This is a genomic window from Synechococcus sp. H55.11, from assembly GCF_047462475.1.
Taxonomy (GTDB): Bacteria; Cyanobacteriota; Cyanobacteriia; order Thermostichales; family Thermostichaceae; genus Thermostichus.
Window position 1 is genome coordinate 1 of sequence record NZ_JANSJI010000188.1, and the last position, 3,345, is coordinate 3,345.

4 protein-coding genes are annotated in these 3,345 nt (G+C 56.7%); 2 read left to right on the plus strand and 2 right to left on the minus strand.

Features of this window, described 5'->3' with window-relative positions; all coding sequences use genetic code 11:
• A partial coding sequence (locus NW853_RS08080) for a tetratricopeptide repeat protein (RefSeq protein ID WP_414348758.1) occupies nt 1–1,917 on the plus strand: 1,917 nt, incomplete at its 5' end.
• A gap of 223 nt (nt 1,918–2,140) precedes the next feature.
• Entirely contained in the window at nt 2,141–2,851 is a 711-nt protein-coding gene (locus tag NW853_RS08085; RefSeq protein WP_414335926.1) for a hypothetical protein, read from the plus strand.
• Here NW853_RS08085 and NW853_RS08090 read toward each other — a convergent pair.
• Complete coding sequence (locus tag NW853_RS08090) at nt 2,848–3,165, minus strand: hypothetical protein (protein WP_414335924.1); 318 nt, start codon at nt 3,163–3,165, stop codon at nt 2,848–2,850. The two genes, NW853_RS08085 and NW853_RS08090, sit on opposite strands and share 4 nt — an antisense overlap.
• Nucleotides 3,107–3,345 (minus strand): hypothetical protein (locus NW853_RS08095; RefSeq protein ID WP_414348759.1); only part of this gene is annotated, 239 nt, incomplete at its 5' end. The genes NW853_RS08095 and NW853_RS08090, both read right to left, overlap by 59 nt.

The window sequence follows — 3,345 nt, forward strand, 5'->3', positions numbered from 1 at the left end:
CTGGCCGGGATCCAGGCCCAGCAGTCTGGCGACTTGCGAACAGCGGAAGCCATTTACTCGGAAATTCTGGCGGAGTTTCCGGATCAAGCTGATGCCCTGCACCTGCTGGGGACGGTGGCCCAGGCCAAGGGAGAGGGGGAATGGGCGGCTGCTTTGATTGCCGAGGCCATTGCGCTCGATCCCTGCGTAGCCCTCTATCATCACAACCTGGGTGTTGTCTATGAATCTTTGGGGCAACTGGAAAAGGCGCTATCTTGCTATTGGCAGAGCCTGAGCCTCAATCCCAAGGCTTACCTTTCTGCTTTGCAAGCCGGCAAGATTCTTGTTAACCTACGCCGCCATCAAGAAGCGATCCCTTTGCTTAGCTCCTTGTTAGAAAATCCAGATCCGGCAGCAGGGATCCCTTGGGCTGAGGTGCATTTTTATCTGGGAATGGCCCATCGTGAGCAAGGGGAACACAGCGCGGCTCTGGCTCACCTGGAAAAGGCGTGGACTTTGGATCCCAATTTGGTGGTAGCTCGCTGGCTTTACCATCTCTATTTGCCCGCCCTCTATCAGGATGAGGAAGAGCTGCATAGATTTCGCTCTCGCTTTGTAGAACACCTGGATCGCCTCATTGAGGAGACGCCCTTGGACACCCAAGAGCAGCGGCGGCTTGCCTTTTTAGGGTCAAGCTGGGGAACGCCCCACTATCTGCAGTACCAGGGCTGCGACGACCTGGAGCTGCAGAAAAAATACGCTCAGTTTGTGCAGCGCATCGTGAAATCTTGCTACCCCAATTGGCACTCTCTTCCCCGGCAACCAGGGGATCCCATTCGCGTTGGCTTTGTCTCGGCCTCGATGCGCGCCTGCTCCTACAGCCGTCTTTCTTTAGGGTGGGTGAAGTACTTAAAGGCGAGCTCCCAGTGGCCTTTTCTGGTGTTTGCCTACCATTTGGATCCCAGAACCGACTTCATGACAGAGCAATATCGCCAGTATGCGGATGTATTTCGCCACATTCCCACTGGCTTTGAAGACGCCGCCCGTCAAATTCTGCAGGATCAGCTCGATGTTTTGGTGTATCTGGAAATTGGCCTTTCTCCCCTGATTTTGCAACTGGCATCTCTGCGGCTAGCCCCAGTGCAATGCTCCACCTGGGCTCATCCTGTAACTTCTGGACTTTCAACCATCGACTACTTCCTCTCCAGCGACCTGATGGAGCCCGAAGATGGGCAGGCTCACTACAGCGAAACCCTAATTCGGCTGCCCCGCCTGGGTGCTTGTTTTGAAAAGCCCGTTTTACCTCAGCAAAAGCGTCATCGTGGGGATTTTGGCCTGCGCCAAGACGCAGTAGTTTATCTTACCTGTCAATACCTGGGCAAGTATCTGCCCCAATATGACTATCTTTTTGCCGCCATTGCCCAGCGAGTGCCCAACGCTCAATTTGTCTTCTTGGCGTTGCCCAATGCTGCCATTGCCCAACACTTTTGGCAGCGTCTTTCCCGAACTTTCTCCGCCTATGGCCTTTCTGCGGAAGACCACTGCTTGATCTTGCCCCAACTGGATCATCAAGACTACTTGGATCTCAACCGCTGCGCCGATATTATGCTGGATTCCTACGGCTGGTCGGGCGGGATCACCACCTTGGAAGCCGTTGCTGCCGGCTTGCCTGTAGTGACCTGCCCTGGCCGGTTCCTGCGGGGCCGCCACACCTATGCCATTCTCAAAAGGATGGGCCTTGATCTCTTAATTGCCCAAGACCTCCAGCGCTACGAAGAGTTGGCCGTCCAACTGGGAACGGATCCCCAATTTCGGCAGCAAATCTCCCAGCAGATCCAACAGCGGCGCGACCTGCTTTTTGAGGATCGAGACTGCGTGGCAGCTCTGGCCCATTTCTTGCTCACCAGGAAGCGCTACGCCAGCAGTGGTTATGGTTAGCTCACCCCAAGTAGAGGGCTTTGCTCCGGATCCCTTCCCGCAAATGGGTACAAGACTGGCTCGATGGTTCCGCCGTGCCCTTCTCGAGCTGGGCAGTGAGATAGGCCATCCGTGCTGAACGTAGGGCAAGGCTGTCAGTGATCTTCATTTTGTGCGAATTGCTCAAATCATCCTAATCTGGATCCAGAGGAACGTTAGCGATCCGGTGGCCGGGGGAGTGTCTATGTCATTGTCAGCGTTGAAGGTTTCTGGATCCCAGGTGCGGTTTTTCTGGGGCCTTCTGGCCTCGACTGTCCTCCTGGCAGGCTGTGGGGGGGGTGGGGGGACGGTGCCGCCTCTGGTCAATGTTTGCGAGCAAGCCTTTAGCCCAGAGTTTTTCGCATCAATTGGCCTGCGCCGCCAAGGAGATAGCCGCAGCGGAACCTTGGGGCCGAATAGCCTTTTGGAGTTCTACTTCGATAGCGCTGGCGAGGTTCAAAATGCCCGGGAAGTTCCACCGCCTCCTGGCACCTTCACCTTTTACTCAGATGGATTTCTCTACTTTCCTTCTGCAGCCAACGTTACCGGAGTTACCATCCGGCTGACCAGCCCGGTTTTCGATCCGCTGTTGGTCATCGGTGCCTTTGATACCGGTAGAAATTTGGATCGGAATGTCCTTTTTGTTAACGATGATGCTGCTCCTGGCAACTTTACCACCTCCCAGCTCACGATCCCGGTGCGGCAAGACCGCTGCTACTTGATCCAGGTGCAAAGTTACTGGGCGCAAAATGCTTCCCCAACCGCTGGGCCAGGTAGTCCTGGGCGAGGGCCATATACCCTCCAGGTGGTGAGCGAAACGTTTGCCACCCCTCCTCCTCTCCCTCCCTTGCAACAGAAGCCGGAGGATCCGGAGAACGGCGGTGGCGGTGACCGAGGTGGCGGCGTGGGTATTTAACTCTGGCGAGTGAGCCTGATGGCAAAGCTGGCGCTGCCACAGGTGGCCGTGCCACGAATGGAGCGCCCGTCGGCGCTGACAGTGCCACTCCACGTGATGGTTGGGGTACCGCTGCCCCCTATCTTGCCGCTGACAGAAAGTTGGTTGCGGATGAGCTGGCCACTGCGCTCCGCAAAACCGGGAGAGGAAACGCTGATCTGGTTGCCGTCTTGACGAATGGAGACGGTTTCCTGGATACCGGTTGCAACATTAACCTTACACAGGGATCCCTGCCAGACAAAGGATCCTCCCTCGTAGAGCCACTGGCCGCTCAAGGCAAGCTCTGCCGCAGGCGTTGGTGTTGCTGGGGCCGGTGTCGAGGTGGGCGGCGGGGGTGGAGTTGGGGTAGGGGTAGGAGCACGAGGAACAAGCGGCGTCAATCGAGGGATAGGGGTAAGCGTTGGTGTTGGCACCGGAGTGGGAGTGGGTGGCAGTACTGGAGTTCGAGTAGGCGT